Raw genomic sequence first — 26776 nt, forward strand, 5'->3', positions numbered from 1 at the left:
TTGTCGGAGCCTGCCGGCAACATCGATCCCATGAATGTCACCCGTACCACGCCACCACGGCCGATCGACGTGACCGCGGTCCTCCCTCAGCTGGCGCCGCTGGCACGCCCGGCGATCCGGTTGCACCCCCGCCCCGGTTCCCCCTCGGCGCACGACAGTTCGGTCGGCGGGCCGTTGCTGTGGCCCGCCGACGAGCCGTGGCCGTACTGTCACGAGTCGCACGACGAGGCGGGTGATCTGTACGAGGCGTACGAGGTGCTCGCCCGGTCGCCCGACGATTGGGACGAGGGTCCGAACCCCATGGTGCCCGTGGCCCAGTTGTACGTACGTGACATACCCCTGCTGCGGCCGCCGGGCGATGCCGATCTGCTCCAGGTGCTGTGGTGCCCGTTCGAGCACGAGCCCGACTACAAGCCTCCGACCGCGCTGTTCTGGCGGACCTCCACCGAGGTGACCGACATCCTGGCGGCCCCGCCCGGGCCGTTCGCCGTGGAGTACGACGGCTACGTGCCACGTCCGTGCGTGCTCGCTCCGGAGCAGATCACCGAGTATCCCCACTCCACGGAGCTGAGCCCGGAGTTGCGACAGCAGCTCCGGGACCGGGGCAGGTGGCCGTCGGCCGGACCCGGTGCGGACAGCTCCGACGCTTCGCGCCCGGAGGCGTTCTACAACCACCACCTGTCGCTCGCCCCCGGCTGGAAGGTCGGCGGCCGGCCGCCCTGGGGCCTCACCGATCCCGTCGCCCGGTTCTGCGCCGCCTGCGGCGCCGGTATGGTCCCACTGCTGACCGTCTGCTCCGGTGAATGGGACAGGACCAAGCGGAGTTGGATCCCGTACGAGGATCGATCCCTGACCCCGCTCGACGACCGCGGCGTGTCCAACCCGCCCGACGTCCACATCTCCAGGACCAACCACCTGCAGCTCTACGTCTGCCCGGAGTCCCCGGAGCATCCGCACACCGACCTGATCCAGTGAGTCGCCCCCGGGGCCCGGCCCACCGGCCCGGCCTGTCGGTGGTCACGCCTGCAGTCGCCGCATGGCCGTGAACGACAGGACGGCCGTACCGCGTGGCGGCGGCGGGGTCACGGTGGTGCGGACGGCGAGCCTCGGGCTGTCACTGGCCCGGAAGTTGCGGTGGCTGGTGGAGGATGCCACGGCCGAGGACGGTCCGCGGTGCGAGGACCTGTACGACGCCGTGCTGCCGGCCGAGGCGGGCCGGGAGCGGTCCGTCCCGGCGCCGTCGCGCCTGGCCGGCGTACGGGTGGACGAGCGGACCTGGCAGCGCTTCCGCGCGGCCCATCCGGGGGTGGACGGGTCGGCCGCCGCCTGGCTCGCCCGACTCCGCACCGCGCTCGCGCCGTGCGTCCAGGCCTGAGCGGTCAGGCTTCGGCGGTGGCCGTCCGTAGCCGGCGCAGTCCGGCGGCGGAGAGTTCGAGCAGTTCGCCGCGGGTGAGGTCGTGGTGCGTCAAACTCTCCTCGCAGGCCCCGCCGGAGGGCCCGCCGGACGTGATCAGGGCTGGTCGTACCAGGCGAAGGCGGCGATCCGCCAGCCGTCCTCGGTGCGGACGAACTGGATGGTCTTGGTCCCGGCCCCCTCGAAGGGCTTGCCGTCCAGGGTCCCGGACTTGCGGTACTCGCCGAAGCGCGACGCGATGTCGCCCACGATCTCGGTCCGTTCGGAGGTCTCCCACTCGGAGAAATCGACCAGGCGGCCGCCGGCGGCCAGCAGCCGGCGGCGCGGCTCGATGAACTCGTCCACCGTGTAGACCGTGAACTGCGGTCCGGTCATGGTGATCACCCCGCCCGGCAGGACGAGGCGCCGGATCCGGTCCAGATCGGCGGCCTTGCCACCGCGGTTGTCGAACGCGCCGAAAAACTCGGCGGTCACCACGTCTATTTCGGCCTTGGACGACATGGCGCGACAGTAACACCGAGGATGACCGCCAGGGCATCGCCCGGGATCGCCCCGCCCGTCGGATCGGGCCGAGGGTCACCTCGTCGGCGGACCGAACAGGGTGACGCCGAGGAGTGGACGATGCGCTAGGTCGTCTCTTTCGGATCTTGCCGGGCCCGGCAAGCCCGGCACGGCACCTCATCCCCCAGACTCCGTCCGGGGGGACCCCCAGGTTGTCGGGGCACACGAGTACGTCCGGTACACGAGCGCCCCTCCGCCTTGCGAGGCACCGCACCGGACGACCCGGGCCCATCCGACAAGATCCGAAAGAGACGACCTAGAGGTCGATCCAGTAGCGCCGCTTGGGGCCGATCAGGGTGTCGCGGACGTCCTCCAGCAGGCCGCCGTTGCCCTCGATCGTGCGGATCGACGCCTCGTTGTCCGGGTCGCAGGTCAGCAGGACCCGGTCCATGCCCAGGACGCGCGCCTCGTGCAGGACCGCCCCCAGGGCCCAGGTGGCCAGGCCCCGGCGACGTGCCGAGGGCCTGACGCTGTAGCCGATGTGGCCGCCCGCGTCGAGGAGGAAGCCGTTGAGGTAGTGCCGCAGGTCGATCGCGCCCAGGTAGGTGTCGCCCTCGACGATCCACCAGTACGTCGCGTGGACCCGGCCGTGGTCGACCGGCAGGGTGCGGTCCGAGCAGCGGCGCAGTCGCTCCACCCAGGCCGCGAAGCCCTCCGGGGAGTCCACCTCGTCGTCGGAGCCGAGCCCGCCGCCGTCCAAGTGGACGTCGGGGCCCCATTCCCGCTGCGCGGCTAGCCAGGAAGCGTGCAGGTGGGGGCTGGGGGATATGAGCTCGGGCATACCTCGGACGATAACAGTCGGCCGGTCCGGTCGACGTTCTCCGCCGGGAGGGCTCCGTACCGGCGCCGGCCGTGGCGCTCAGGCGGAGCCGGTCGGGAGGGTCCGGGCGCGGGCGATGACCAGGGCGACGTCGTCGTGGTCGTCGGTGCGGCGCAGGGAGTCCAGGAGACGGTCGCAGGTCTCCTCCAGCGGGCGTCCGGTGTCGGCGAGCAGGGTCAGCAGCAGGTCGAGGCGTTCGTCGATGGGCTGGTCCCGGGTCTCGACCAGACCGTCGGTGTAGAGGACGAGCTGGTCCCCGGGGTCCATGGCGATGGACGTGGACTCGAAGGGGATGCCGCCCACGCCGAGCGGGGCGCCGGTGGGCAGGTCCAGGAGCCTGGGCTGCCGGCCGGCGCGGATGAGGACGGGGGGCAGGTGTCCGGCGAGGGCGACCCGGCACTCGGCGGCGTGCGGGTCGTAGACGACGTACACGCACGTGGCGATGGTCTCCTCCAGTGCGGCGGTGGTGTGGTCCAGCTGGTGGAGCACCTGGGGCGGGTCGAGCGCGAGTTCGGCGAGGGTGCGGGTGGCCGTACGCAGCTGTCCCATGCTGGCGGCGGCGTTGATGCCGCTGCCCATGACGTCCCCGACCACGAGGACGGTGGTGTCGTCCGGTCCGGCGATGGCGTCGAACCAGTCGCCCCCGATCTCGCTGCTGGCCGCCGCCGGCCGGTAGCGGTAGGCCACCTCCAGGCCGGGTGTGGGCGGCGGGTGGTGGGGCAGGAGGTGGTGCTGGAGGGCGAGGGCGGTGTGGTGCGCGTTGCGGTACCAGCGGGCGTTGTCGATGCACACGGCGGCGCGGGCGGCGAGTTCGCCGGCGAGCACGATGTCGTCGTCGTTGAACGGCAGTGGGTTGCGGGTGCGTTTGAGGTCGAGGGCGCCCAGCACCTCGCCGCGGGCGATCAGCGGCACGGCCAGGTAGGAGCGCAGCCCGGCGCGGCTGAGGAGGTCGGCGGCGGTGCTGTCGCGGGCGATGCGCGAGATGTCCTGGGCCTGTACGTGGGCGACGAGGACGGGGTGGCCGGTCGTCACGGACTGGGTGACCAGCCGGTCCGCGGCGTAGCGGGCGATGTCGCCGGGCGGGTCGGCGGCGCGCACGGCGTCGCTGGGATAGGCGGCCGCGAGGGCCAGGGCGCGGAACACCGCGGGCTCGTGGGCGGAGGACCGCAGGGTCGGCCGGCCTTCGAGGACGGAGTCGAGGATGTCGACGGCGGCGATGTCGGCGAGCTCCGGGACGACGACGTCGGCGAGCTCACGGGCGGTCTGGTCGAGGTCGAGGGTGGTGCCGATGCGGACGGTGGCGTCCGCGATGAGCGCGAGCCGGCGGCGGCTGCGGGCGATCTCGATGGCCGCGCGGTGACTCTGGGTGACGTCCACCACGGAGGTGGCGAGCCCCAGGACCCGGCCGGTGGCGTCCTCCAGCCGGTAGTAGGACACCGACCAGGCGTGTTCGGTGCGGTCTCCGCCGTGGGTGCGGCCGGCGGTGAACTGTTCGAGCAGCGGCGTTCCGGTGGCCAGGACCTGGCGCATCGCCGATTCGGCGGCTTCCGCGTCGTCGAGGAAGGCCAGGGCCTCGCGGACACCCCGGCCGATGTGCTGTTCGGCGGGCAGCCCGTTGATCCGCTCCAGGGTCGGGTTGACGAGCACGTACCGCAGCTCGGTGTCCAGGACGGCGAGGCCGATCGGGGACTGGGCCACGAGGCGCGCGGACAGGGCGAGGTCGCGCTCCAGCTGGCGCAGCCGGGTGCGGTCGGTCGCGATGCCCAGGGCGAACATGTCGCCGTGCTCGTCGAGCAGCCGCATGTTGCGGAATTCGACCAGGCGTGTGGTGCCGTCCCTGCGGCGTACGGGGAAGGCGCCCGCCCAGTCACCCGCACCGCCCATGACGCGTGCGAACAGCTCCGTGACCAGGCCTACGTGCTCCTTGGCGGCCAGCAGCCGGGCGGCGGGTTGGCCCAGCGCCTCCGCGGCCGTCCAACCGAACAGCTGCTCGGCCTGCGGGCTCCACAGGGCGACCCGCCCTTCGGAGTCGAGGACGACCGCCGCGACGTTCAGGACGTCGAGCAATCCGCTCGGCGGGGTGACCCCGGACATGCCGGGCCTGAGCCCACCGGTCCCCGACCCGTCGATCGCTCCCATCGGCGACGCTCCTTCCGGCATCGTCGGCCCGCTGCCGCCCGCCGCCACCCGCCCTGGGGCGGTTCGAGGCGTACGGCTTCCTCTCATCGTGCCCCCGAACGTGCCCGGCAGCGTCCGGAGCGTCCGCGCCGGTACGGGGACGCGCCCGTCTCGGGCCCGTCGGACCCTCGCACGCACGGAACGACGGCCCCCGCAACCCTGACCTTCGGCGGGGTCCGGGAGGCCTTTCGGCCGGGGCGGAAGGACCTCCGGCGTTCCTACGGTCGTCCTCATGGAATCGAACACCCGATACGGATGGGCCCGACGGCTGCCGCTCGCCGCCGCGACGGCAGGGGCGGGCGCCGCGGCCGTGACCTGGGCGGCGCCGGGCGGCGTGCTGGGCACGAACGAACCGGCGCACGTCACGCGGGGCGTCTCCGCGGCGGCCTACCGGTCGCTCGCCCGGAGCGTGGCGGACGACTGGCCGGCCTGGGCCGGGACGGCACTGGAGGCGGCGAGCGAAGCCACCGTGCTGCTCCTGGGCCTGCTGCTGCTCGGGGCGGGCCTGTCGGCCCTGCGGCGGCGTGACGTGCCGGCTCTGGCCGGGGTGGCCCTGGCGGCCGCCGGGACCGTGACGGCCTACGCGCTCAGCGAGGCGTTGAAGCTCCTGGTCGACGAGGAACGGCCGTGCCGGGCCGTGGCCGGGGCTCCGACGGTCGCGCCGTGCCCCGCGCCGGGTGACTGGTCGTTCCCGAGCAATCACGCCACCCTCGCCGCCGCGCTGGCGGTCGGGGTGACCCTCCTACGCCCCCGGCTCGCGGCCCTGGCGCTGCCGGTGGCCGCGGCCGCCGCCCTGCTGCGGGTCCTGGTGGGCGTGCACTACCCGCACGACGTCCTGGCGGGCGCGGCGCTCGGGGCGAGCGCCGTGGTGACCGTACGGATCCTCCTGCTGCCCGTGGCCGCGCGCGCGAGCTCAGCGCTCCTCTTGCGGCTCCCGGTCCCCGGACGGCACCGGGACCGCTCCGGCCTCGTGGGCCAGCACCGCCGCGGCGGCCCGGTTGTCGACGTCCAGGCGGGCGAGGATCGAGCTGACGTGGGCCTTCACCGTCCCTTCGGCCAGGTGCAGCCGGCGCGCGATCTGCCCGTTGGACAGGCCGCCGCCGAGGAGGCCCAGGACGTCGCGTTCGCGCGGGGTCAGGGCGTCGACGCGGGCCCGGGCGGCGCGGCGGCGGCCCGCCCGGGCGCCCGCGCCGTCGGCCGCGAGATGGGCGACGACGCGGGCGGCGACCTTCGGTGACAGGTAGGCGGCGCCGTCGGCGACCGCCCGCACCCCGGCCTGCAGTTCCTCCGGATCGCCGGACTTCACGAGGAAGCCGGTGGCGCCCTCGCCGAGCGCGCGCAGGATGTAGTCGTCCTCGCCGAAGGTCGTCAGCATCACGACTCCCGTCGCCGGTACGGTCCTTCGTATCTCGGCGGCGGCCGTGATGCCGTCCGTCCCCGGCATCCGGATGTCCAGGACGGCCACGTCCGGGCGGTGGAGCTGCGCGAGCCGTACCGCCTCGTGGCCGTCGGCGGCCTCGGCGACGACGGTGATGCCGGGATCGGCGGCCAGGACGGCGCGGACACCCGCGCGGATCATCGGCTCGTCATCGGCGATCAGGATCCGGATCATCGGACTTCCTTCCCGGTGAAGGTGTCGGTGGAGACGAGTCGGCCGGCCCGGAAACAGAGCCGGTAGATGTCCCCGGAGCGGTCTGCGAAGGGGTCGGCGGTCTGTACGTAGTACTCGCAGGCGGCGCCGGCCGGTCCGGGGAGGGGGACGGCCGGCCGGCGGGTCGTCTGCCGTGGCGGCAGATACGGCGCCACCTCGGCGCGGGTCTGCCCGACGGCGAGCCGGGCGTGGTCCTGCGGGTCGAGGACCGACTGCCGGGCCGTCACGGTGTCCCGGCCCCGCACCCCGAGGATGAGCACGGCCGCGGTGCACAGCGGCACCAGCACGGCGGCGGTGGCGGTGCGGCGCAGGCGGCGGCGCGCGCTACGGTGCTCCGCGGGCAGTGCGCCGGTGGTCCGGACCGGTCCGGTGGGGCGCGGTAGGGCCGCGCCGGGTCGGTGCGGGAGTTCGGCGCGGACGGCGAAGCCGTCGCCGTCGGGGCCCGCGGTGAAGGTGCCGCCGGCGAGCCGGACCCGTTCGTCGAGGCCGATGAGACCGAGCCGGTCGGTCTCGCCGGGGGCGCCGGGGGCGCCGGGGACCCCTGCGGAGGTGTCCGGACGGACCGGGCCGTTGGTCACGGCGACCTCGGTCCGGCCCGCCCGGTCGGCCGCGCCGGACGGGTCCGCCTCGTCCGCCGGGTCGGCCGGGGCCGCCGTGTGTCGGACGAGGACGCTGGCTCGGGAGTCGGGCGCGTGCTTGGCGATGTTCGTCAGCGCCTCCTGGACGACCCGGTACGCGGCCCGGTCGACGGCACGCGGCGGCTCTCCGGCCGCCGGTGCGCCTTCCACCCGCAGCCGGACGTCGAGTCCCGCTCCCGCTGCCCGGTCCACCAGGTCTTCGATCCCGCCGATCCCGGTCGCCGTGCCGCTCCCCGGCCCTGCCTCCGGGTCCGAGGGTTCGCGTAGGACACCGATCACCTCGCCGAGTCGCTCCACGGCGGCGCCCGCCCTGGACCGGATGTCCCGGGCGGCGGTGCGGTGGGCGTCGGGGAGGCCGGCGGCCAACTGCAACGCTCCCGCCGACAGGGCGATGAGGCTGAGTTCGTGACCGAGGAGATCGTGCATGTCCTGCGCGATCCTGGTCCGTTCACGCAGGCGGGCCCGTTCGGCGAGGAGCCGCTGTTCCCGCTCCAGCCGTGCGGCCCGCTCCCAGCCGGCGCGCACCAGTTCGCGGTACTGGCGCAGGAACCGGCCGGCGAACCACGGCAGCATCGCCGTGCACAGCAGCATCAGGACGAACCGGTTCGCCCACCCGAGCCACTCGGGCACCAGGAGCAGGGTTGACGCGGCCGCCACGAGCAGCACGGCGAGGGCCACCGCCGCGTTGCGACCCGACCCCGGCCCGCGGCCGGCGACGTACGCGCAGAGCGCCGCCGGGACCCCCCACCACAGGTCGGTCACGCTCGCGCCGACGGCGGCGACCACCGCGCCGAACAGGCCTGCGGACACGACCGGTTGCGGCACCGACCTCTTGATGATCATTGATCTCACGCACCCGACCCTACGGAACTTCCCCGGCACGGCGGCACTGCCGAAAGTCCGCCTTCGGCTCCCGAGCGAACCCGGACCCGGCACGTCACGGCGCACGGGTCCCGACCGCGTACGCTCGGCGAATGGCGAAATACTTCGATGTTCACCCCGAGAACCCCCAGCGGCGCACGATCGACAACGTGGTCGACATGATCCGCGGTGGGAAGCTCATCGCGTACCCCACCGACTCCTGCTTCGCGCTGGGCTGCCAGCTGGGCAACCGCGACGGCATCAGCCGGATCCGGTCGATCCGTCACCTGGACGACCGTCACCACTTCACCCTGGTGTGTCAGAACTTCGCGCAGCTGGGTCGGTTCGTCCAGATCGACAATGACGTGTTCCGTGCCATCAAGGCGGCGACCCCCGGCAGTTACACCTTCATCCTCCCCGCGACCTCGGAGGTGCCGCGCCAGCTGCTGCACCCGAAGAAGAAGACGGTCGGAGTCCGTATTCCCGACCATGTCGTCACGCAGGCGCTGCTCGCCGAGCTGGGTGAGCCGCTGCTCTCCAGCACCCTGCTGCTGCCCGACGAGCCGGAGCCGATGACGCAGGGCTGGGAGATCAAGGAGCGGCTCGACCACGAGGTGGACGCCGTGCTGGACTCGGGTGACTGCGGTACCGAGCCGACCACCGTGATCGACTTCTCCGGTGGTGAGGCCGAGATCGTACGCCGGGGCGCGGGCGACACCTCCCGGTTCGAGTAGGCGCCGCGCCGGACTCCGTTCAGAGCGTGGACTCCGGTTTCACGTCGGGGTAGATGCCCAGGTACCGGTACGCGCCGGACTCGACCCGGTAGAGGTGGGCGGTGCGGGCTCTGGTCAGGACGTGCGAGTTGAAGTCGAAGGACAGCGGCTTGGCCAGGCCCTCGTGGGCCGTCCGGAAGATCCGACGGGTCACACCCGCGCGGTCCCGGCCGTCCTCCGCCAGCCCGGTCAGGGCCGCGGCCAGCAGGCCCACGGCGTCGTAGGCCTCGGTGGCCCAGCGGGCGGGCGCCTGCCCGTACGCGGCGCGGTGGGCGGCGACGAACTCGGCGGCCGAGGGGACGGCCTGCGGGTCGGTGAACAGGGAACTGAACATCCAACCCTCCGCGGCCGGGCCGGCGTCCGTGAGGAAGGCCGGTTCCATCGCGTGCTGGATGCCCATCCGCCGGCCCGGGAACCCGCCCTCGGTCAGGGCGCGGGCCATCCGGGCGGCGCGCTGCGGTGAGGTGCCGGCGTAGACGACTCCCTCGGCCCCGGCCTCCATCAGCGCGCGTACGACGCCGGCGAAGTCCGAGCCGCCCTCCGGGATCCGGTGGACGCTGAGCGTGCCCTGGGACGGCGGGTTCTGTTGCAGGCTACGGACGAACGCGTAGGCGGGCTCGCCGCCTTCGGCGTCCTCCACCAGGCCGGTGCGTGCGACGGGCCGGATCCGGGTGAAGTAGTCGATCACCGGGAGGGCCAGTTGGTCGCCTGCCGGGCGGGTGGCGACGACCGTGCGCCAACCCACTCTGGAGGCGGCGGTCTCGGGGCTGTCGGCGGACACCAGCAGCAGGGCGAGTTCGGCCGTTTCGCAGGTGGGAGCCAGGTCGGGTACGGCGGCGTCCCAGGTGGGGCCGACCAGGGCGAGCACCGCGGGGTCGGCGGCCAGCTCCTTGACCACCTGCGCGGCGCGCGTGGCGTCCCCGCCGTCGTCCGCGACGCGCAGGGCCAGCCGGAACGCAGCGTCCGACCGGCTGTTGTGCCGCTCCACCGCCATTTTCATACCGCGCTCGTGGGCCTGGCCGGTCTCTTTGCCGGGCCCGGTCAGGTCGGCCTGGAGGGCGAGGGTGTGGGTGGCGAGTTCTCGGGCGGGCGGCTCGGTCGTGCCGCGGGCTCGGCCCCGGTTGGTGAACCAGGCGACGGGCGCGCCGACGAGTGCCAGGCCCGCGCCGGCCCCGAGCAGCCGTCTGCGGGTGAGGCCCCGTACGGTCGCCTCCGGCGCGTCGATCCGGGTCGGTTCCGGGGCGGGCAGGTCCAGGGCCCGGGTGGAACGCTCGGCGATGAGGCGGGGCAGCGGGGGCGGCAGCCAGTCCTCGCCGTCCGGGCCGGGCAGGCCGTCGCCGAGTACGAGGCGCAGCGCGTCCGGTGTCGGCCGGGCCGCCGGGTCCTTCGCCAGGCAGGCCGACACGATGTCGAGCAACTCCGAGGGCAGATCGGAGAGTTCGGGCTCGTCGTGCACCGTGCGGTAGACCACCGCGGCCGCGTGGCCGCCGCCGAAGGGACCGTGGCCGGTGGCCGCGTACGCGAGGACGCAGCCGAGGGAGAACACGTCGCTCGGGGCGCCGGCCGCGACGCCGTCCGTGCGGGCCTGCTCCGGCGCCAGGTAGCCCGGGGTGCCGAGGACGGCGTCCACGGCGGTCAGCGTGACGGCGCCTTCCGCCCGAGCGATCCCGAAGTCGATCAGCCGGGGCCCGTCCGGGGCGAGCAGGATGTTGCCCGGTTTGACGTCACGGTGGACCAGCCCGGCGGCGTGCACCTGGACCAGGGCCTCCGCGAGCCGCGCGCCCAGGGTCCGTACCGCCCGGACGGGCAGCGGACCGTACCCTCCCACGGCCTCGGACAGGGAGGGGCCGGGGACGTAGGGGGTGGCCAGCCAGGGCTCACGCGCCTGCGGGTCGGCGGCGACGACCGGGACCACCCAGCGGCCGGTCAGCTGCCCGGCGGCCTCCACCTCGCGCCGGAACCGGGCCCTGAAGTCCGGGTTCGCGGCGTGGTCGGCGCGGATGACCTTGACGGCGACCAGGGTGCCGGCGGCGGACCGGGCGAGGTACACGGTGCCCATGCCGCCCGAACCGAGCCGCCCCAGCAGCCGGTTGCCGCCGATCGTGGCCGGATCGGCGGGGGTGAGGGGGCGCATCCGGGCTTATCCCGCCGCGGGTTGGAGGGCCGGGCCGACGTAGCGCATCCGGCCCCCTTCCACCTTGTGCGTGAAGTAGGTGTTGCCCGTGACCTGCTTGCGCTCGTCGAAGGTGAACGCCTTGGTCAGGCCCTGGAAGGTGCCCTGGCCGAGCGCGGTCAGCAGCGCGGCGCGGGTCGGGCGCCGGCCCCCCGCCGCGGTGGCGACCAGCCGGTCGATGATCAGGCGGGTCGCGTCGAAGGCCTCCGCGGTCCAGATGTCGGGGGCCGATCCGTACGCCGCCCGGTGGGCGCGGGTCACCTCGGCGACCTCGGGGGCCTCCGGCGCGGTGTACGGGGTGAAGACCTGCCAGCCTTCGGCGGCCGGGCCGGCCGCGCCGAGGAACTCGGGTCCGGCGATGGTGTAGTCGGCCGCCCGGGGGCCCTTGAATCCGGCGGCGGCCAGGAGACCGGCGACCTTGGCCCCGCCGGCGGGCGTGCCGGTGTAGAAGAAGCCGTCGATGCCGTGCGCGAGCAGGTCGGTGACGACCGGGGCCAGGTCGGTGGTGCCGCGGGGGACGACGCGACCGTAGTAGGTGGCCCCGGGGGCGAAGATCTCGATGGTGCGGCCCAGGAGCTGGGCGGCCTGCCAGGTGTCCGTGTCGCCACCGCGGTCGCTCAGGATGCCCATCCGCCGGACGCCCTGCTTCCCGGCGAGTTGCAGGTTGACCACGGCTGCCTGGGCCGAGGAGATCGGGCAGCTCTGGAAGAAGCTGCGCCGGTTGGTGACGCTGAAGGTGGTGGCCAGGGCTGACACGGTCACGAGGGGTACGGAGGCCTCGCCGTAGAGCTCGACGCACGGGATGACGGAGTCGTTGCCGGTGGGACCGACCACGGCGAACAGGTCCCGGTCGGCGATGAGTCCGGTGGCGACGGCCGCCGAGCGGTCGGCCTTCCCGCCGTCGTCGGCGGTGGAGACGGTGAGCGTGAAGGGCTTGTCCTTGCGGGAGTTGAAGGCGTCGACGGCCAGGCGCACCCCGCGTTCCTGGGCCTGTCCGGCGGCCTTCTGCGGGCCCGAGAGGTCGGCGTGCACACCGATCACCCACTGTCGGGGAGCCTCCGCGGCCGAGTTCTCGGGCCGGTCCTGATCGCGCAACGCCAGCCAGGCGGCGATCCCGCCGCCGGCCGCGAGCACGGCGCCGCCGGAGGCGAGGGCGAGGAACCGCCTGCGGGAGGGCGCCGGCGCGGACGTGCCGGGTGCGGGAGCGGCGTCCGGGTCGGCGACGGTCTCGTCGATGCCCGGCAGGGCGAGCAGTGCGGCGGCGCGTTCGGCGATGGTGGCGACGACCGGGTCGGGCAGCCAGTCGGTGCCTTCCCCCGGGGTGTCCTCGGTCAGGGCCGCGTCCAGCTCGCTCGCGCTGGGGCGGATGTCGGGGTGTTTGGCGACGCAGGTGCGCAGCAGTGCGGTGAGTTCGGGGTCGGCGAGGACCTCGGGGCCGAAGTCGGGCTCGTCGTGGACCGTGCGGTAGAGCACCGCGTCCACGGTGCCGGTGCCGAAGGGCAGCCGTCCGGTGGCGGCGTACGCGAGGAGGCAGCCGAGCGAGAAGACGTCGCCGGCCGGTTCGGCGGGGCGGCCTTCGGCCTGCTCGGGCGAGAGGAAGCCGGGGGTGCCGAGCACCGCGTCGGCGGAGGTCAGGGCGGTGTGCTCGCCGCCGCGGGCGATCCCGAAGTCGATGAGTCGGGGCCGGTCCATGCCGAGGAGGACGTTGCCGGGTTTGACGTCGCGGTGGACGAGGCCCTGCTCGTGCATCACGCCGAGGGCCTTGGCCAGGGCCTTGCCGAGGATGCGTACGGCGCGCAGCGGGAGCGGGCCGTGGGCGGCGACGGCCTCGGCGAGGGAGGGTCCGGCGACGAAGGAGGTGGCGAGCCACGGTTCGGAGGCGTCCGGGTCGGCGCCGGTGACGCGGACGGCCCACGGGCTGTCCACCTCGGCGGCGATCTCGGCCTCGCGGCGGAACCGGGCCCGGAAGTCGGCCTCTTCGGCGTACTCCGCGCGGATCACCTTGACCGCGGCGAGCGCGCCGTCGTCGGTCCGGCCGAGGTAGACGACGCCCATGCCGCCGGCGCCGAGGCGTCCGAGGAGCCGGTGGCCGCCGATCCGGGAGGGATCCGAGGGGTGGAGCGGCTCCATCAACCCGCCGCCTTTCCGAGCTGTTGCTTGGCCTGGATCATCATCACGCTCGTGCCCTGGGCCACGAAGAGGGTCAGGTCCTCGTTCGTGACGCCTTTACCGGCCTTGGCGGAGATGGCCATGGTGACGGGTCCGAACTGGGCTTGGGACCAGGTGTAGGGGTAGGGACCGCCGTCCTGCGCGTTGACGTAGTAGCCGGATTCGGAGAAGGCGTCCTCGGTCCAGGCGTTCAGCTGCTCGCCGAGGTAGAGGGCGCCGCCCCACAGACTCTTGAGCTCCTCGCCTTCCCGCAGCTTCTGGTCCGGGCACCGCAGCACCTCTTCCATGGCGCGGGCGGTCTCCCAACCGGATTCCTCACGGTTGTGGTGGATGGTGACCGTGGCGCTGATCCGCACGCGGCCGCGGCCGTCCTTGGCCGGGATGTGGAAGTGGCGGGTGCCGGTGGCGAGCACGTCGTCCGGCAGGCCCTCTGTCTGCCAGACGCAGGCCTCGTCGAGCACGGGCCAGCGGCCGGGATCGCTCTCGAACGGTGTGCTGCGCACGACCTGGGGCCCGAGGTCCTGCTCGGCGATGATGATGCGGCCGAGCAGGTCGCGGGCTGCGGCGGCCGTCCTCGGCTGCTTGGACTCGTCGAGCGGGGGCATCGGGATGGCGGTGGCCGCACCGGGCCGGGCCGTCGGGGAGCTCGCACCGGTGCCGCCCGTGCCCGAACCGCCCGCGCTCGGCGGTGTACCCGATGGTGTGGCCGACGTACCCGGGGTGCCGCTCGACGCGGCGCCCTTCGGCGTACCGTCGTCCGCGCAGCCCGCGACGAGGAACAGTCCCGCCATCGCACAGCCCCAGGCGCGCAGGCCGGCCTTCCCTCTGCTCTGTCCTACCAGTCCCCCCACGGCACGGATGGTACCCCGCCGTGGTGGCGATTAACTGGCATACGGAAAAGGTGGGTTGACGGAGCGGCATCCTGGTGGGCGATGTCGACGGCGAGATCGCCCAGGTAGGTCGCGTACGCACCGTCGGTGATCGAGCGGGCGATACCGATGAGTCGGCCGTCCTCGGCACGGGCGACGACGACGAGGTCGGCTCCGGCCGGCATCCGGGCGAAACGCTCGACGTCGTGCACGGGACGACGCTCGGCGAGGGTGGACGCCCGGTAGAGGCCGAGGACCTCTTCAATGCAAACCGGTCCACCGGTATGTATTGCACCGCATCCGGGCATGCTCGAAGAGGCGTCCACACATGGGAAGGGGCCGCTCGTGCTCACTCAGGTTCTCAACTGGCTCCGACGACTCACCGGACGCTCCACCGACACCCCCGACGACGCGGCCGCGCCGCTGAGCGCCCGCGCCCCGATCTTCACCGCGAACTTCCAGTCGACCTCCCAGTGGGTGGCCGGCCGGTCCTGGGCCTATCCGAACGGCGGCCCCACCAACACCGGTGACAACAAACTCGACTACCTGGTGGCCGACCCCTCCTACAGCCGGACCGGCACCTTCCGTGCCACCCGCCGCCCGGACGGCAAGTGGAACGCCGGCCTGCTGACCACCGAGGGCAGCCAAGAGGCGTTCATGGTGCGGGCCGGTGACGTGCTGGAGTCCCGGGTCCGACTGCCCGCCGAGATCGGGGCCTGGCCGGCGATCTGGACCTGGCGGGACGGCGGCAACGAGATCGACATCTTCGAGTACCACCCCGACAACCCCGACCTGCTCGAACTCTCCAACCACGTCAAGGGCGGTTCGCGCTACCACCGGGACTCCTCCATCGCCCCCGGCGCATGGGTGGACCTCAAGGTCGAGTTCGGGACGCGCTCGGTGGTGTGGTGGGTCAACGGCACCCGGGTCTTCGCCGACCGGCGGGGCGTCGGGCGCAACTGGCGTGCGTACCTCATCGTCAACCTGTCGGTGTGCGCCGGCCGCTACCACCCGGCTCCCGCCCCGGGCGTCTCGCAGATGTCCTACGAGGTGGAGTACCTACGCGTCCACCGCCCCTGACAGAGCGTTCCGTCCCGTGGGGGATGTTCGGTATCGCCGGGCCGCTTTCCCGGGCCTGCAAGGCTCATGGGGAAGCAGTCACAGCCGGCCGACCCCGACCCCGACCCGGCCCCCGGCCCGGGGTCGGCGGGTCGAGGGCGGGGTCACAGTTGGGGGACGTACGGGGCGAGGCCGACGATGAGGACGGACCGTTCACCCGGGCCGGGGTCGGAGCCCATGCGGACCGGGCCGACGTAGTGGCTGACCCGGTGGTCGTGGACGGCGTAGCCGTCCAGGGGGTCGGTGAGGGTGAAGTCGGCGTGGATGTCCGTCCACGGGTCCTCGGGCTGGAGGCCCGCGCTACCCGGCGTGGCGATGACGTTCTCCCCGCCGACGACGTTGGTGCGGCTGATCAGGTGGGCGAAGGTGAAGGTACTGGCCGAACCTCCGTCCTGGTGCAAGCAGTTGGGGGTGGAAACGGCGTCCTGCCCAAGACGGTCGACGCCGAGCCGGATCAGGTGGACACCGATCCACAACGGCCGTCTCCCCAGGTTCTTCAGGGACAGGACCTGGTCGATGTCCCAGCGCAGGAGTCGCAGCAGCAGAGCGTTGCCGCGTAGCTCCTCGGGGATGGCGGGGAGCACGCGCCGCTTGCGCGGGGATGCGGGGTCGTCCTCGTCGTCGCCCTGGGAGAAGTCGGTGACCGTGCCGTGTACGGGGTCGGGGGTTCCGGGAATCCAGGACAGTTCGTCCTTCCACGGCAGGTACACGGCATGGGAGTACCGGCGGAACCGATGCGTCCCCGGAGCGTACGGGTCCGGCGGCAGAGCGGCGAAGACCTCCCGGATCCGGGCCAGATCGCTCGCGGTGGAGCCGTCGGGGGCGATACCGAGCTGCTCAGCACCGAACCGGGCGAACCCGCGTGCACGCAGTCCGTCCATGCCCCCACCCGGGCCCACCGCATCGGCATGCGGTCGCCCCTGGGGCTCGGCCTTTCCCACACGCTCCTCCAACAGATCACCACCGGAGCCGTGCGCCGACGACCCCGTGCCGACCCTACACACCCGTCCCGGGTACGCCCCCCCACCGGGCGGAGCGCATCGCGACCACGCGACGGACGGCGGGTGCGACACCCGGCCGGGTGCTTCCGAGGATCGTTTCCGGGTGGTTCGGTACGGGCGATCATCCCGCTCACACATCGGAGTGCATTTCCCATGCGCATGCCCACGCGCGTCACCGTCGCCGCCCTCCTCGCCCTGGCCCCGGTGACCGTGGCCTCGGCCTCGCCCTCGGTAGCGGCACCGGAGCCGAACCCGGCGCCGTTGTTCACCGCCACCCACGCGGTGCCCGGCCAGTACATCGTGACCCTGGAGAAGGGGGTGGACGCGGCGAAGACGGCGCAGCGGCTGGGACTGAAGGCGAGGTTCGTCTACACCTCGGCACTGAACGGATTCGCGGTCCCCCTGACCCCGCTCCAGCTCACGCTCGTCCGCGACAGCCCGGGGGTGAAGTCGGTGGAGGAGGACGCGAACGTGCGGTCCGTGCTGGAGGCGTCCACCCGGCCCGGGACCCGGTCGCCCTCCGCGTCCTGGGGGCTGGACAGGATCGACCAGCAGGAATGGAACGACGACGCGGGTACGGGTGACGGCGGGTTCACCACGCAGGGCAACGGCGCGGGCGTGACCGCGTACATCCTCGACACCGGCATCGAGTACGGGCACTCCGAGTTCGGCGGGCGTGCCGCCTTCGGCTTCGACGCGGTCGGGGACGGCAGGGACGGCGCGGACTGCCAGGGCCACGGCACGCACGTCGCGGGCACGGTGGCGGGCAAGACGTACGGGGTGGCGACGAAGGCCGCTCTGGTCAGCGTCCGCGTGCTGGGCTGCGACGGCCAGGGCGCGTACTCGGGGATCATCGCCGGGCTGGACTGGGTCGCGAAGAACGCCAAGCAGCCCGCCGTGCTGAACGCCTCCTTGGGCGGCGACCTGTCGCAAGCCGTCAACGACGCCGCCGACGCCGTCACGGCCGCAGGCGTACTGCCGGTCGTCGCGGCCGGCAACTCCGCGAAGGACGCCTGCGCGGTCTCCCCGGCCTCCGCGTCGAAGGTGGTCACGGTCGCCGCGTCGAACAGGTACGACGAGGAGACCTCCTTCTCCAACTGGGGCACGTGCGTCGAGCTGTACGCGCCCGGCGAGGCCATCGTCTCGGCGCAGCTCGGCGGCGGCTCCGTCGCCCAGGACGGCACGTCCATGGCCGCCCCGCACGTGACGGGAGCCGCCGTGCTCTACAAGCAGGCACACCCCGCCGCGCCCCCGGAGGAACTCGCAGCCTGGCTGGGCGACGAGTCCACCAAGGACAGCTTGACCAAGGTCAGCGAGTCCAGCCCGAACGAGCTGCTGTTCACCAACGGGCTGTAGCCTCCGGCTCGCCCATCAGGGCCGGGGCGCCCACGCTGTGGCCGACCGCGCTCAAGAGGCTTCGGCGATCGGCTACGGGGCGGCGCTCAGGGCGCCGCAGGCCTGGTGGCCCCACCGGCTGCCGTTCTTGGTGATCATGTCACCGGCGGCGTAGGGCTTTCCGCAGGCGCAGCTACCGGGGAACTTCGCCTTGATCGCGCGGGATCCGCCACCGCCGCCCGACGCGGTACCGGCGGAGGCACGCTTCGCCGGCGCGGCCGACCTGCGGCGCGCGGGCGAGGCCGCGACCGGAGCCGGTACCGGCATCTCCGGGCTGCCGAGGGCCGTACCGGCGGCCTCCTGCCTGGTCGCCGCGTCACTGGCCGCCTGGTCGGCGATCGCGTTCAGATGGTCGCCGTCCTCGCGGTGCGCGGGAACGTACTGGAAGGTCACGTCACGCTCGGCCAGCAGCCGGTCGATCGCCTCGACGAGTTCACGGTTGGCGACCGGCTGACCGGAGGCGGTCTTCCACCCGTTGCGCTTCCAGCCCGGCAGCCACTGCGTCACCGCCTTCATGGCGTACTGGGAGTCCATCCGCACCTCGACGGGCGTGCCCGGGTCCACCGCCTCCAGCAGCCGCTGGAGGGCGGTCAGCTCCCCGATGTTGTTGGTGGCCCGTCCCAGCGGGCCGGCCTCCCAACGCTCGGGGCGTCCCTGGGAGTCGGCGATGACCCAACCCCAGCCGGCCGGCCCGGGATTACCTTTGGCCGCTCCGTCACAGGCGGCGATGATGCGATCAGACATCCCCCGATCATGCCTCATCCCGCGGGGCTTCCCGATCGGTCACCCCGGCAGCACGTCCTTGGCGACCAGGCGCGACCCGTCGTAGCAGAGGCGGTAGAGGTCGACCTGGTCCAGGAGGTTGCCGTTCGAGCGGTAGTAGGCGCAGTCGGTGCCCGGGGGTACGGGTAGCGCCCGGACGGCGTCCGGCAGGTACCGGAACTGCCGCTCCGGAAGGAGCCGGTCCACCTCGACCCGGTCCTGGCCGGGCCGGAGGGCGGCGAAGTCGACGGGGCGCAGCACGCAGCGAGGAGGCGGTCGGTCAGGTCACGCAGGGCGGCGGGTTCGGCGGTCCGTACCCGTACCGAGGCCGAGGTACCGGCGGTGGGCAGCTCCGCGATGGGGGTGTCGGCCAGCAGCCGGCCCTTGCCGATGACGACGAGCCGGTCGGCGGTCAGCTGCATCTCGCTCATGAGGTGGCTGGAGAGGAAGACCGTACGGCCCTGCGCGGCCTGCGCACGGACGAGTTCGCGTACCCAGCGCACGCCGTCCGGGTCGAGTCCGTCGACCGGCTCGTCGAGGATCAGCACCTGCGGATCGCCGAGGAGGGCGCCCGCGATGCCGAGCCGCTGGTACATGCCGAGCGAGAACGCCCCGGCGCGTCGGCGCGCCACCGCGGCGAGGTCCACCGTCTCCAGGACCTCGTCCACCCGCCGTACGGGGATGCCGTTGCTGCGGGCCTGGGCGACCAGGTGGCTGCGCGCCGAACGACCCGGGTGCAGGGCTTTCGCGTCGAGGAGGGAGCCGACCTCGCGGACCGGGTGGCGCAGTGCCTCGTACGGTTTCCCGTCGCTGAGTGCCTGGCCGGCACTGGGCCGGTCCAGGCCGAGGATCATCCGCATGGTGGTCGATTTCCCGGCGCCGTTGGGGCCGAGGAAGCCGGTCACCCGGCCTTCCTCGATGTCCAGGGTCAGTTCGTCCACGGCGACGGTGCGGCCGTGGCGTTTGGTCAGGCCGCGCAGGGTGATCACGTGTGTCCCTCCGATGTCGGTGGTGCTGCGACGACCGTAGGAATCACGTGGGCCGGGACACATCGCTCGCAGGTCGGCGATCGGACGCCTTACTTTCGTCGGGGGTCCCCCGACGAACGGCCGTGCCACCGCCCGCCGTTAGACTGCGCCGGTGGTGCAGGTACTGCTGGCGGACGACGAGGCGATGGTGCGGGCCGGGGTACGGGCCATCCTGGCGAGGGATCCCGGGATCGAGGTCGTCGCCGAGGCGGCCGACGGGCACGAGGCCCTCGACGCCGTACGCCGGCTGCGGCCCGCCGTCGCGCTGCTCGACATCCCGATGCCACGGCTCGACGGGATCACGGCGGCCGCCCGGATCCACCACGAACTGCCCGGCACTGCGGTGATCATGCTGACCACCTTCGGCGAGGACGAGTTCATCGATCGCGCCCTGCCTGAGGGTGCCAGCGGTTTCCTGCTCAAGGCGGACGACCCCCGGGAACTGCTCGCGGGCGGGCACGCGGTGGCCGCGGGTGGCGCGTACCTCTCTCCGAAGGTCACCGCCCGGGTCGTGGCCGGACTGCGCGGCGGGCGGACGACCGGCGCCGTTCCGGCGCGGCACGCCGTGGCAGGGCTGACGGAGCGGGAGAAGGACGTCCTGGCGCTGCTCGGCATCGGGTTGTCCAACGCCGAGATCGCCGCCCGTCTACGGCTGGTCGAGGGGACGGTGAAGGCTCACGTCAGCGCGATCCTGGGGAAGCTCGGCGTGCGGAACCGGGTGGAGGCGGCGATCGCCGCGCACGAGGCGGGGGTGGTCGAACAGGCCCGCCGGACCGGCCCGTGAATCGCCCCGTGGATCGCCCCACCGACGGATCGGGGCGGACGGGGCGCCGCGGCAGGCGGGGCGCCGCCTGCCGCGCGTCGATCAGGCGCCGGGTCCGTCGGCGGAGAGCAGCGCGCACTTCTCGAAGTTCATGCATCCGCAGGCCAGACAGTCGGCCACGGCGTTCCGCAGGATCTGCGTCTGCTCGATGAACCGGTCCAGCTCGGGGAGCTTGCTCTCGGCGAGGGCACGCCACTGCCGGGTGGCGCCGCGCTCGGCGTCGCCGTCGAGCAGGCCGCGGATCTCGGCCAGGGTGAAGCCGGCCCGCTGGGCCATCTTGATCAGTGCGATCCGCCGCACGGTGCCGGCCGGGTAGACGCGCCGGCCGGCGGCCCGTTCGGCGGGCGGCAGCAGGCCGACGCTCTCGTAGTAGCGCAGGCCCGAGGGATTCATCCCCACCTGCCGAGCGAGCTCACCGATCCCGACCTGTCGCACGCGTCACTCCCCCTTGACTTCAAGTGCGCTTGAACCATGAGTCTGACCTGGTGACTCGCGTACGGACAACTCGCCTCCTCCCTCAAACCTATCGGCCGCTGTTCGCCCATGCCGACTTCCGACGGCTGCTGCCCGCGTTGGCGGCCTCCGACCTGGGTGACGGGATGAGCATCGTCGCCGTGGCCTGGCTGGCCATCGAGATCGCTCCCCCGGGGCAGTCCGGGATGCTCCTGGGCGCCGCGCTCGCCGCGTACGCGCTTCCGGGGGCCGCCGGAGCTCTGCTCTTCGGGCGGTGGCTGCGCCGGCTTCCCGCCGCGCGGCTGCTGGCGGCCGACAGCCGGATCCGGGCGGTGCTCCTCGGCTGCGTGCCGCTGGCCTGGGCCGCGGGAGTGCTGCACCCAGTGCTGTACGTGGCCCTGCTCGCGGGCTCGTCCGTCCTGCACGCCTGGGGCAACGCGGGCAGGTACTCCCTGCTCGCGCAGATCCTTCCGCCCGAGCATCGGCTGGCCGCCAACGCGCTGGTCAGTTCCAGTGTCTCGGCGTCCATCGTGGTCGGTCCCGCCCTGGCCGGATTCCTGGCGGTGGTGGTCGGTCCGGCGTGGCTCATCGGCCTCGACGCGCTGTCCTTCGCCGTGCTCGCCGCCCAGGTCGGGCGGCTGCGCGGTGCGGCGGCCGGGCGGGACGGGAGGGGCGCGAAGGGCGAGCGGGACGGGGAGGCGACGCCGGCGGCGCCGGTCGACGCCGACCGGTCGGCAGCCGGTCTGCGCCTGCTGCGCAAGCAGCCCGAACTCCTCGGTGTGCTGGCCCTGACCTGGTTCTTCAACTTCCTCTACGGGCCGGCGGAGGTGGCGCTCCCGTTGCACGTCACCGACGACCTGCACGCCGGGGCGGGCCTGCTGGGGCTGTACTGGACGCTGTTCGGAGCGGGCGCGGTGCTGGGCGGTCTGGCGGCGGGTGCCCTGCGGCGGTTCCCGCTCTGGCCGGTCACCCTGGGGATCGTCGCGGGGTGGGGGCTGGCGCTCGTACCGTTCGGGCTCGGCGCGCCGGCGGCCGTCACCCTGGCCTGCTTCACCCTCGGCGGCCTGATCTACGGTCCGTTCACGGCGCTGTCCTACACCCTCTTCCAGGAACGCACCCCGGCAGCCTCCCTGACCACGGTCCTCGCCGCCCGCAGCGCCGCCCTGCTGACCGCCGGGCCGGTGGGCACCGCGCTCGGCGGCCCGCTGATCGCGCTCCTCGGGCCCCGGCAGGTGCTGGCCGCGTCGGGGCTCGCGACCGTCGCGCTCGCCGTGATCGGTGCCGCGATCCGGGTCCGGGGGCTGCGGCGCGTCAGGACCCCTGCGCCCGTGTCACGGCCGACCTGATCCCGTCAGCCGGCCGGCCGCCGGGCCGGTCAAGGCACATCCGCGTCCGCGCCGCGCTCCACGCGGGCACCGCCCGGAGGTCGGGAGACGGATCAGGGCCGTGCGGCGATGCCGCACGGCCCTGTCCTTTCCCCGCGGCCCGTTCAGCGAAGGGGCGGGGCGGGGAAACGGTTCTCCGGAGCCCGGCCGTCAGGCCGGGCCGTCGTCCGGGATCAGGCGGGGGTGATGTTCTCCGCCTGCGGGCCCTTCTGGCCCTGCGTGATGTCGAAGGTCACGGCCTGACCCTCCTGGAGCTCACGGTAGCCAGAGGCGTTGATCGCCGAGTAGTGGGCGAAGACGTCCGGGCCGCCGCCGTCCTGGGCGATGAAGCCGAAGCCCTTTTCCGAGTTGAACCACTTCACAGTTCCCGTAGCCATGTTCATGCCTTCCCGTTGACGTACGTCTTCCACACGGCGTGGAAGACGGAGGTGATCGCCCTGGTCCTACGGCACAACACAGCAAAACTGCCCACACCGAGAGGTACGGGCAAGGCACTTGGAACCACGACAGCTACCCGTGAAGGTACACGCCTGCACGCACTGTCACCAGGGGGAATGATCTCGCCTTCGGGGCGAGATTCAGCCCTTTCGCCCACACTCCGGGCGCGACCGGACGTAAATGCGTCGAGGACCGCCCCCGGGATGCCGTACTGTGAGGTCTACCGACGCGGGGTGGAGCAGCTCGGTAGCTCGCTGGGCTCATAACCCAGAGGTCGCAGGTTCAAATCCTGTCCCCGCTACTGCAAGGAAGGGCCCGGATCCTCATGGATCCGGGCCCTTCTGCTGTGCCTGGCCCGTCCCCTGGAGCGGCCCGGCGCATCCGCCGGCCCGCCGCGTCCGTCCGGATCGGGGGACCCTGCGGCCCCGCGTCCGCGTCACCCGGTGGACCGGCGGCGCCGCCACCCCGCCTCGCCCTGGCCGCCGCGACGATGAGTACCCCACCCACCGTGTGACGGCACTCACACGACGATCTGTCGTCCGGTGTCGACCGGATGGGGTGCGGGGGGCGTATGCCCGGTGAGAGGGACACATGGATTCAGGAGCGATTTTTTGACCATCGAGGAGTTCGAGGAGTTCTACGCGCAAGCGGCAGGACGGCTCACAGGACAGCTCTACGTGATGCTCGGTGACCACCACGAGGCGCAGGACGTGGTGCAGGAGGCCTTCGTCAGGGGATGGGGCCGCCGGCGTCAGCTGGACCGCGACGGCCGGCCCGAGGCGTGGATCCGTACGGTCGCGTGGCGGCTCGCCGTCAGCCGCTGGCGCGGGCGTCGGCGCACCGCCGACGCCTGGCAGCGGACCGCTCCGGCCGGGCACGTGGAGGGGCCCGGGCCGGAGGCGGTGGCCCTCGTCGAGGCACTGCGGCAACTGCCCTTGAAGCAGCGCCGGACCATGGCGCTGCACTACGTGTGCGATCTGACGGTCGAGCAGATCGCCGCCGAGACCTCGCTGTCCACGAGCACGGTCAAGACCCACCTGTCCCGGGGCCGGGTCACGCTCTCCCGCCATCTGCAGGACCCCCGCATTGAGGAGGCCCCCGATGCCTGACTCCCACGACCCGCTGCGGCCACTGTTCCGGGAGGCGGCCTCCGCCGGACAGGCCGCGAGCACGACCCCGCCCGTCGGCGTCATCGAACGGCGCGGTGAACGGCACCGCCGGCACCGCATCGTCGGTATCGCCGCCGCCTGCCTGCTGGTCCTCGCCGGATCCGGTGCGGCGCTGTCCGCCTTCCTTCCGCAGGACCCGGGGCCGACCCTGCCGGCGACCACTCCTTCTCCCGTGGCCCCGTCCCCGACCTCGGCACCGCCTCCGCCGGCCCACTCCACGACGCCGACGCTCAACTCGGCGCTGCCGCCGCGCAACACCACGCCGCCCCCGCCGCTCGGCAGCATGATGCCGCCGGGCAACACGACGGCGCCGCCGGCCGATCCCACCGGCACCGCGACCCGGAGCATGTCCCCGACTTCCCCGCAGTCGCACCGGTAACCCCTCTCTCCCTCCGGCCCGCGCTCCCTCTCCCCGCAGCACATCGCCCGTGGACACCGGCCCGAACCAGGGCCGGTGACTCCGCACGCCCTCAGACGGCCAGGAGATATCGATATGTCTGTTTCGTCACCCCAGCGGCGACCGGTCGAGCTTCCCGAGCCGCCCACCACCTGGCCGCCCGTGCGCGAGACCGATCTCCTCCCCCGCCGCCCCCGCCGCTCCCTCCCGGGGTTCCTGCGCCTCGGTCCGGGCGAGCGCGAGGTGCTGTGGCTGTACCTGCTGACCCGGATCGGCATCTGGGCCACCGCGGGCGCCGTCGGCTGGCTGTTCCCCGCCGACGGCGCGGCCCGTGAGCCGGCTTCGTCGCTCTCGCCCTGGCAGCAATGGGACTGGTGGTTCTACCTCCACATAGCCCAGGACGGATACTTCCCCGGCCAGGCCGGACCCTGGACGGCCGGCTGGGACAACCGCGAGGCCTTCCTGCCCGGCCTCCCCCTCGTCCTGCGCGCCGTCCACACCGTGATCCCCGACTGGGCCGCGGCCGGCGCGCTGATCTCCTTCCTCTCCGGAGGCGTCGCCGTCCTGGCCCTCGCCCGGATCGCCCACCATCACCTGGCCGACCTCGAAACGGGCCGCCGCGCGGTGGCCTTCCTGCTGCTCTCGCCGTGCGCCGTGTTCCTCGCCGCCGGCTACACCGAGGCACTCTTCCTGGCCCTGGCCCTCCCCGCATGGTTGGCGGCCCAGCGCCAGAACTGGCCGGCGGCCGCGGTACTGGCCTGCCTCGCCTGCTCGGTCCGCGTCACCGGTCTCTTCCTCGCGGCCGCCCTCGCCCTCCACTTCGTCCTCACGGCCCGCGGCCGCACCGCCTGGCGTTCGGCCCCGTGGCTCCTCCTGCCCGCCCTCGCCCCGGCCCTCTACAGCTGGTACCTCCAGACCCGGACCGGGGACTGGATGGCCTGGAAGCACTCCCAGGAACGCGGCTGGTACCGGGACTTCCACGCGCCGTGGGACGCCTGGGCGAACACCTGGGACGCCGCCTTCCACCACATCCACCCCACCGGCAACGCGCTGATGTGGCAGGCGGAGCTGTTGGCCATGGTGGTCGGTGTCGTACTCCTGGCGCTGCTGGTCCGGGGCCGCCGCTGGCCCGAAGCCCTGTACATCGCGCTCACTCTGTGGGCCCTGGGCACCTCGTACTGGTACACGTCCATACCCCGCTCCACCCTCCTGTGGTGGCCGCTGTGGATCGGCCTGGCCTCCTGGAGCCTGAAGCGCCCCCGGATCCGGACCGCCTACCTCTACGTCGTGGCGCCCCTGTCCACCACGGTCGCCATCACCTTCCTCACGGGCCGCTGGGCGGGTTAGGCCGTCTCGCCGACTGGCCCCTCTCGCACGGTGGGCGTTCCATCGAAGGGTGGGCCTTGTCCCGTGGGGCTCCTCGCGGCAGGAGATCGCCATGATCGGAGTCAGGACCGCGCACCCGGGCCGGGCCCGGACGGCGCTCCTGTGTGCCACCGCTCTGCTCGGCACGGTCCTGCCGGCCGGCGGCGCGTGGGCGGCGCCCCGGGCGGGCGCGGCGGCCGCGTCGTGCGTCGCGTCCCCCCAGCCCACCGGCGGCGAGGCGAAGCAGATCCTGGACATCGCCGAGGCGGCGCGGAAGGAGCTGGACCTGAACGCCGTCCTGCTACGGGTCACCCGCGACGGGCGGGAGGTCGTCACCGTGGCTCTCGGCGAGTCGATGACCGGGGTCCCGGCCACGGCCGACATGCACTTCCGGGCCGGTTCGGTGGCCATCGTCTACATGGGCATCGCCATGCTGCAACTCGTGGAGGACGGCAAGGCCGACCTCCACGACCCGATCTCGCGCTGGCTCCCCGACGCGCCGCACGCCGACGAGATCACCCTGCGCATGCTCGGCGCCTCCACCTCGGGCCTGCGCGACTACGTGCCGGACCCGAAGTTCCTCGCCGCCCTGTACGCCAACCCGTTCCGCCAGTGGACCCCCGACGAGCTCGTGGGCATCTCCGCCGCCCACCCCCTGCTGTACGAGCCCGGGACGAGCTGGAGCTACTCCCACACCAACTTCGTGCTCCTCGGGCAGGCCCTGGAGAAGATCTCCGGCATGCCGCTGGCCGAGGTGATGGAGCGGCAGATCACGGGGCCCGCCGGACTGGACAACACCCGCAACAGCTTCACGCCCCAGATCGAGGAGCCCGTCCTGCACTCCTTCGACGCGGAGCGCGGCAAGTACGAGGAGTCCACCTACTGGAATCCCTCCTGGACCACGGCTCCCGGCGCGGTCCTGAACACCCACATCTGCGACCTGGCCCGCTCGGCCGGGGTCGTGGGTACGGGTGAACTCCTCTCGCCGCAGAGTTTCAAGGTCCAGCTCGACCCGGGCACGGTGGGCCTGGGCGGCAACACCCCGGGCTGCGCGCCCAAGGACTGCTTCCGCCAGCTCCCGGCCCGCCACTTCGGCTACGGCGTGATCGTCCAGAACGGCTGGATCCAGTCGAACCCGTCCTTCGCGGGATACGCGGCCATCCAGGCGTACCTCCCGAGCGAGCGCCTGGCGATCGCGGTGTCCACGACGGTCGGCCCCAAGGGCCCCGAGACCAACACGGCGCAGACCATCGCCGGCCGTATCGCCGCGGTCCTCACGCCGAAGAACTCCCTGGCGGGATGACCACCGCGTCGAGTCGGACTCGGGCGCCGAG

25 protein-coding genes, 1 tRNA gene and 1 pseudogene are annotated in these 26776 nt (G+C 73.1%); 13 read left to right on the forward strand and 14 right to left on the reverse strand.

All coding sequences use genetic code 11. The features are described 5' to 3' along the window. Window positions 1-30: 30 nt before the first annotated feature. Both ACWG52_RS00910 and ACWG52_RS00915 read left to right on the forward strand, forming a co-directional pair. Window positions 31-975 (forward strand): hypothetical protein, encoded by a 945-nt coding sequence (locus ACWG52_RS00910; protein ID WP_389802835.1) that lies wholly within the window; start codon window positions 31-33, stop codon window positions 973-975. Window positions 976-1036: 61 nt separating this feature from the next. After that, window positions 1037-1375 carry a hypothetical protein gene (locus tag ACWG52_RS00915; protein ID WP_390139043.1) on the forward strand — a complete coding sequence of 113 codons (339 nt, stop codon included), beginning with the start codon at window positions 1037-1039 and terminating at the stop codon, window positions 1373-1375. Between the two features lie 135 nt (window positions 1376-1510). Here the strand turns inward: ACWG52_RS00915 and ACWG52_RS00920 are convergent, their stop codons facing one another. The 3 genes from ACWG52_RS00920 to ACWG52_RS00930 form a co-directional block, all read right to left on the reverse strand. After that, the gene (locus ACWG52_RS00920; RefSeq protein WP_389802830.1) at window positions 1511-1915 is read right to left on the reverse strand and encodes a Cif family virulence factor; all 405 of its coding nucleotides are present in this window, start codon (window positions 1913-1915) and stop codon (window positions 1511-1513) included. A gap of 316 nt (window positions 1916-2231) precedes the next feature. After that, window positions 2232-2756 carry a GNAT family N-acetyltransferase gene (locus ACWG52_RS00925; RefSeq protein WP_389802827.1) on the reverse strand — a complete coding sequence of 175 codons (525 nt, stop codon included), beginning with the start codon at window positions 2754-2756 and terminating at the stop codon, window positions 2232-2234. A 78-nt stretch (window positions 2757-2834) separates the two neighbouring features. Further along, window positions 2835-4934 carry a SpoIIE family protein phosphatase gene (locus ACWG52_RS00930; RefSeq protein ID WP_390139041.1) on the reverse strand — a complete coding sequence of 700 codons (2100 nt, stop codon included), beginning with the start codon at window positions 4932-4934 and terminating at the stop codon, window positions 2835-2837. 271 nt (window positions 4935-5205) lie between these two features. On the opposite strand from ACWG52_RS00930, the pseudogene ACWG52_RS00935 reads away from it, so the two are divergent. Continuing rightward, a pseudogene (locus ACWG52_RS00935) lies at window positions 5206-5838 on the forward strand (phosphatase PAP2 family protein); the annotation flags it as partial. 48 nt (window positions 5839-5886) lie between these two features. On the opposite strand, the gene ACWG52_RS00940 reads toward ACWG52_RS00935, so the two are convergent. After that, window positions 5887-6585 (reverse strand): response regulator, encoded by a 699-nt coding sequence (locus ACWG52_RS00940; RefSeq protein ID WP_390139039.1) that lies wholly within the window; start codon window positions 6583-6585, stop codon window positions 5887-5889. After that, the gene (locus tag ACWG52_RS00945; RefSeq protein WP_453129105.1) at window positions 6582-8105 is read right to left on the reverse strand and encodes a sensor histidine kinase; all 1524 of its coding nucleotides are present in this window, start codon (window positions 8103-8105) and stop codon (window positions 6582-6584) included. Before ACWG52_RS00945 ends, ACWG52_RS00940 begins: the two co-directional genes overlap by 4 nt. A gap of 131 nt (window positions 8106-8236) precedes the next feature. Between ACWG52_RS00945 and ACWG52_RS00950 the strand changes: the two genes are divergently transcribed. Further along, window positions 8237-8857, forward strand: coding sequence for an L-threonylcarbamoyladenylate synthase (locus ACWG52_RS00950; protein ID WP_033216746.1), 621 nt, complete (start codon window positions 8237-8239; stop codon window positions 8855-8857). A gap of 19 nt (window positions 8858-8876) precedes the next feature. Here ACWG52_RS00950 and ACWG52_RS00955 read toward each other — a convergent pair whose 3' ends face one another. Genes ACWG52_RS00955 through ACWG52_RS00970 form a run of 4 tightly spaced genes read right to left on the reverse strand, consistent with a single transcriptional unit; the run spans window position 8877 to window position 14319 of the window. Then, window positions 8877-11030 carry a bifunctional serine/threonine-protein kinase/ABC transporter substrate-binding protein gene (locus ACWG52_RS00955; protein WP_453127483.1) on the reverse strand — a complete coding sequence of 718 codons (2154 nt, stop codon included), beginning with the start codon at window positions 11028-11030 and terminating at the stop codon, window positions 8877-8879. 6 nt (window positions 11031-11036) lie between these two features. Then, window positions 11037-13199: a bifunctional serine/threonine-protein kinase/ABC transporter substrate-binding protein gene (locus ACWG52_RS00960; RefSeq protein ID WP_389802814.1), complete on the reverse strand. Its 2163-nt coding sequence runs from the start codon at window positions 13197-13199 to the stop codon at window positions 11037-11039. Further along, on the reverse strand, window positions 13199-14089 hold the full coding sequence (locus ACWG52_RS00965) for a hypothetical protein (protein WP_389802811.1): 891 nt from the start codon (window positions 14087-14089) through the stop codon (window positions 13199-13201). Before ACWG52_RS00965 ends, ACWG52_RS00960 begins: the two co-directional genes overlap by 1 nt. Next, window positions 14074-14319, reverse strand: a complete 246-nt coding sequence (locus ACWG52_RS00970; protein ID WP_390166006.1) for a hypothetical protein — start codon at window positions 14317-14319, stop codon at window positions 14074-14076. Before ACWG52_RS00970 ends, ACWG52_RS00965 begins: the two co-directional genes overlap by 16 nt. A 211-nt stretch (window positions 14320-14530) precedes the next feature. Here ACWG52_RS00970 and ACWG52_RS00975 point away from each other — a divergent pair, with 211 nt between their 5' ends. Then, window positions 14531-15187: a LamG domain-containing protein gene (locus ACWG52_RS00975; protein WP_033217267.1), complete on the forward strand. Its 657-nt coding sequence runs from the start codon at window positions 14531-14533 to the stop codon at window positions 15185-15187. Between the two features lie 143 nt (window positions 15188-15330). Here ACWG52_RS00975 and ACWG52_RS00980 read toward each other — a convergent pair whose 3' ends face one another. Beyond that, window positions 15331-16107 (reverse strand): 2OG-Fe dioxygenase family protein, encoded by a 777-nt coding sequence (locus tag ACWG52_RS00980; protein ID WP_390139032.1) that lies wholly within the window; start codon window positions 16105-16107, stop codon window positions 15331-15333. 273 nt (window positions 16108-16380) lie between these two features. Here ACWG52_RS00980 and ACWG52_RS00985 point away from each other — a divergent pair, with 273 nt between their 5' ends. Next, window positions 16381-17583 (forward strand): S8 family peptidase, encoded by a 1203-nt coding sequence (locus tag ACWG52_RS00985; protein ID WP_389802803.1) that lies wholly within the window; start codon window positions 16381-16383, stop codon window positions 17581-17583. Window positions 17584-17655: 72 nt separating this feature from the next. Here the strand turns inward: ACWG52_RS00985 and ACWG52_RS00990 are convergent, their stop codons facing one another. Together ACWG52_RS00990 and ACWG52_RS00995 are read right to left on the reverse strand one after the other, a co-directional pair. After that, entirely contained in the window at window positions 17656-18366 is a 711-nt protein-coding gene (locus ACWG52_RS00990; protein WP_389802800.1) for a ribonuclease H family protein, read from the reverse strand. 14 nt (window positions 18367-18380) lie between these two features. Continuing rightward, window positions 18381-19373 carry an ATP-binding cassette domain-containing protein gene (locus ACWG52_RS00995; protein ID WP_389802797.1) on the reverse strand — a complete coding sequence of 331 codons (993 nt, stop codon included), beginning with the start codon at window positions 19371-19373 and terminating at the stop codon, window positions 18381-18383. A 184-nt stretch (window positions 19374-19557) separates the two neighbouring features. On the opposite strand from ACWG52_RS00995, the gene ACWG52_RS01000 reads away from it, so the two are divergent. Continuing rightward, complete coding sequence (locus tag ACWG52_RS01000) at window positions 19558-20196, forward strand: response regulator (protein WP_453129106.1); 639 nt, start codon at window positions 19558-19560, stop codon at window positions 20194-20196. A gap of 81 nt (window positions 20197-20277) precedes the next feature. On the opposite strand, the gene ACWG52_RS01005 is transcribed toward ACWG52_RS01000, so the two are convergent. Then, the gene (locus ACWG52_RS01005; RefSeq protein WP_030721810.1) at window positions 20278-20670 is read right to left on the reverse strand and encodes a MerR family transcriptional regulator; all 393 of its coding nucleotides are present in this window, start codon (window positions 20668-20670) and stop codon (window positions 20278-20280) included. A gap of 50 nt (window positions 20671-20720) precedes the next feature. Here ACWG52_RS01005 and ACWG52_RS01010 point away from each other — a divergent pair, with 50 nt between their 5' ends. Next, entirely contained in the window at window positions 20721-22034 is a 1314-nt protein-coding gene (locus ACWG52_RS01010) for an MFS transporter (protein WP_453127485.1), read from the forward strand. 212 nt (window positions 22035-22246) lie between these two features. On the opposite strand, the gene ACWG52_RS01015 is transcribed toward ACWG52_RS01010, so the two are convergent. Further along, the gene (locus ACWG52_RS01015) at window positions 22247-22450 is read right to left on the reverse strand and encodes a cold-shock protein (RefSeq protein ID WP_030384970.1); all 204 of its coding nucleotides are present in this window, start codon (window positions 22448-22450) and stop codon (window positions 22247-22249) included. A gap of 288 nt (window positions 22451-22738) precedes the next feature. Here ACWG52_RS01015 and ACWG52_RS01020 point away from each other — a divergent pair. The 5 genes from ACWG52_RS01020 (at window position 22739) to ACWG52_RS01040 (ending at window position 26745) form a co-directional block, all read left to right on the forward strand. Further along, window positions 22739-22812, forward strand: a tRNA-Met gene (locus ACWG52_RS01020). A gap of 310 nt (window positions 22813-23122) precedes the next feature. Next, the gene (locus tag ACWG52_RS01025) at window positions 23123-23620 is read left to right on the forward strand and encodes a SigE family RNA polymerase sigma factor (RefSeq protein ID WP_033216727.1); all 498 of its coding nucleotides are present in this window, start codon (window positions 23123-23125) and stop codon (window positions 23618-23620) included. Further along, window positions 23613-24059 carry a hypothetical protein gene (locus ACWG52_RS01030; RefSeq protein ID WP_389802788.1) on the forward strand — a complete coding sequence of 149 codons (447 nt, stop codon included), beginning with the start codon at window positions 23613-23615 and terminating at the stop codon, window positions 24057-24059. Before ACWG52_RS01025 ends, ACWG52_RS01030 begins: the two co-directional genes overlap by 8 nt. 114 nt (window positions 24060-24173) lie before the next feature. Continuing rightward, entirely contained in the window at window positions 24174-25424 is a 1251-nt protein-coding gene (locus ACWG52_RS01035) for a mannosyltransferase family protein (protein WP_453127487.1), read from the forward strand. Window positions 25425-25515: 91 nt separating this feature from the next. Next, window positions 25516-26745 (forward strand): serine hydrolase domain-containing protein, encoded by a 1230-nt coding sequence (locus ACWG52_RS01040; RefSeq protein WP_453127488.1) that lies wholly within the window; start codon window positions 25516-25518, stop codon window positions 26743-26745. Window positions 26746-26776 lie beyond the last annotated feature (31 nt).

The sequence above is a fragment of the Streptomyces sp. CLCI03 genome (assembly GCF_053615355.1).

Bases quoted from the DNA above. Each gene is read 5' to 3' on its own strand.
- ACWG52_RS01035 (WP_453127487.1), top strand. From the start codon at position 24,174: ATGTCTGTTTCGTCACCCCAGCGGCGACCGGTCGAGCTTCCCGAGCCG.
- ACWG52_RS00960 (WP_389802814.1), bottom strand. From the start codon at position 13,199: ATGGAGCCGCTCCACCCCTCGGATCCCTCCCGGATCGGCGGCCACCGG.
- ACWG52_RS00955 (WP_453127483.1), bottom strand. From the start codon at position 11,030: ATGCGCCCCCTCACCCCCGCCGATCCGGCCACGATCGGCGGCAACCGG.
- ACWG52_RS00910 (WP_389802835.1), top strand. From the start codon at position 31: ATGAATGTCACCCGTACCACGCCACCACGGCCGATCGACGTGACCGCG.
- ACWG52_RS00920 (WP_389802830.1), bottom strand. From the start codon at position 1,915: ATGTCGTCCAAGGCCGAAATAGACGTGGTGACCGCCGAGTTTTTCGGC.
- ACWG52_RS00940 (WP_390139039.1), bottom strand. From the start codon at position 6,585: ATGATCCGGATCCTGATCGCCGATGACGAGCCGATGATCCGCGCGGGT.
- ACWG52_RS01040 (WP_453127488.1), top strand. From the start codon at position 25,516: ATGATCGGAGTCAGGACCGCGCACCCGGGCCGGGCCCGGACGGCGCTC.
- ACWG52_RS01030 (WP_389802788.1), top strand. From the start codon at position 23,613: ATGCCTGACTCCCACGACCCGCTGCGGCCACTGTTCCGGGAGGCGGCC.
- ACWG52_RS00930 (WP_390139041.1), bottom strand. From the start codon at position 4,934: ATGGGAGCGATCGACGGGTCGGGGACCGGTGGGCTCAGGCCCGGCATG.
- ACWG52_RS00985 (WP_389802803.1), top strand. From the start codon at position 16,381: ATGCGCATGCCCACGCGCGTCACCGTCGCCGCCCTCCTCGCCCTGGCC.
- ACWG52_RS00980 (WP_390139032.1), bottom strand. From the start codon at position 16,107: ATGGACGGACTGCGTGCACGCGGGTTCGCCCGGTTCGGTGCTGAGCAG.
- ACWG52_RS01000 (WP_453129106.1), top strand. From the start codon at position 19,558: ATGGTGCGGGCCGGGGTACGGGCCATCCTGGCGAGGGATCCCGGGATC.
- ACWG52_RS00925 (WP_389802827.1), bottom strand. From the start codon at position 2,756: ATGCCCGAGCTCATATCCCCCAGCCCCCACCTGCACGCTTCCTGGCTA.
- ACWG52_RS01015 (WP_030384970.1), bottom strand. From the start codon at position 22,450: ATGGCTACGGGAACTGTGAAGTGGTTCAACTCGGAAAAGGGCTTCGGC.
- ACWG52_RS00990 (WP_389802800.1), bottom strand. From the start codon at position 18,366: ATGTCTGATCGCATCATCGCCGCCTGTGACGGAGCGGCCAAAGGTAAT.
- ACWG52_RS00915 (WP_390139043.1), top strand. From the start codon at position 1,037: ATGGCCGTGAACGACAGGACGGCCGTACCGCGTGGCGGCGGCGGGGTC.
- ACWG52_RS00950 (WP_033216746.1), top strand. From the start codon at position 8,237: ATGGCGAAATACTTCGATGTTCACCCCGAGAACCCCCAGCGGCGCACG.
- ACWG52_RS00945 (WP_453129105.1), bottom strand. From the start codon at position 8,105: ATGATCATCAAGAGGTCGGTGCCGCAACCGGTCGTGTCCGCAGGCCTG.